Origin of the sequence: Sandarakinorhabdus oryzae (assembly GCF_009733735.1) — a bacterium.
Lineage (GTDB): Bacteria > Pseudomonadota > Alphaproteobacteria > Sphingomonadales > Sphingomonadaceae > Sandarakinorhabdus > Sandarakinorhabdus oryzae.
In genome coordinates this window covers 1-1,205 of sequence record NZ_WNJP01000327.1, presented here as the reverse complement: position 1 = coordinate 1,205, position 1,205 = coordinate 1, and the positions used below count along the sequence as shown (strand labels likewise).

At 71.0% G+C, this 1,205-nt stretch carries 2 protein-coding genes; both read right to left on the bottom strand.

Features of this window, described 5'->3' with window-relative positions; genetic code table 11:
• Window positions 1-576 (bottom strand): hypothetical protein (locus GJ693_RS16055; protein WP_197042297.1); only part of this gene is annotated, 576 nt, incomplete at its 3' end.
• On the bottom strand, window positions 573-1,097 hold the full coding sequence (locus tag GJ693_RS16050) for a flagellar basal body-associated FliL family protein (RefSeq protein WP_156257224.1): 525 nt from the start codon (window positions 1,095-1,097) through the stop codon (window positions 573-575). The genes GJ693_RS16055 and GJ693_RS16050, both read right to left, overlap by 4 nt.
• Window positions 1,098-1,205 lie beyond the last annotated feature (108 nt).

The window sequence follows — 1,205 nt, the reverse complement described above, 5'->3', positions numbered from 1 at the left end:
CAGGCGGGCGAGCGGCACGGCCTCCTCTGCCAGCCGCACCGCCAGTCGCGCCGGCAGATCGAACAGGCCGGCGCCCAGCGGCACCGGCGGCTGCACCGGCACCGGATCAGGCGGCGCGGCGAGGCGGATGCTGCCGACAACACTTGTCTCTGGGCTTGTCTCTGGCGCCACCGTCACCAGCACATCCAGCGTGATATGCGGTCGGCGCCGGCCTGCGGGCCACAGGCGATGGGCGAGACCCTGCAACTGTTCGCCAAGCAGGCTGGCATGACGGGCGGTGGTGACGCCCGAAACCTGCGCCACCGGCCGCGCCAGATCACCGCCCAGCCGCAGCGTCGCCAACAGCGCGCCCAGTTCAGGCGCAATATCGGGCGCACCCGGCGGCAGACCGCGACCGGGATGCACGCTCACCTCCACGCCCAGCGTGCGGGTCAATTCATCCTCGATGGCCAGGATCAGCGGCTCGAACGGCGCATCATCGCCATCGTCGGGCGGCGCTTCGGCCGGGCGCGGGCGCCATGTGTCCACCTGCGCGGTCGGCGGCGGGGCTTCGGTGCGGATCAGCAACTCGCTCATTGCACCACCAATGACGTGAAGAACACCTCCTCCACCCCGCCCGGCTCGCCGCGCGATTTCAGCGTGGCGTTGATCACGGCCTTCAGCCGCTCGCGCAGCGCGTCCTTGGCCCTGGCGCTTTCGATGTCGCTTTCCCGCACCTCGCCCAACGCTGCCAGCACGGCCGACACCAGTGCCGGCTGGTGCTTGCCGATCGCCGCCACCGCGTCGGGCCCGCCATAGGTGGAGAGCGAGATCTTGACCTGCAGATAGCGGCCGGAATCGGCCAGATTGCTGGTGAAGGCGTTCTCGATCGGGACATATTCCAGCGGACCGGCCGGCACTGCAGCCGCAGCGGCCGGCGCATGGCCACTGCCCTGGCTCCATGCCAGACCAACGCCCGGCGCGAATTTCAGCACAGCGATGGCCGCACCGCCGCCGCCCGCTGCCGCGCCCAGCACGCAGGCCAGCAACGGGACCAGCAGGGCCGGCGCGCGTTTCGTCTTGGGCTTGTCTTTCACTTTGGGGTCGGCTTCGGCCATGGCGTGATCCTCAGGCAAATCGGTCGATGGTCAGGGCGGGGCGGGCGGTGGTGGCGCGGCCAGACAGGCGGCGGACGGCGGCAATCGGGGCCTCTGCCGGCGCGCGCG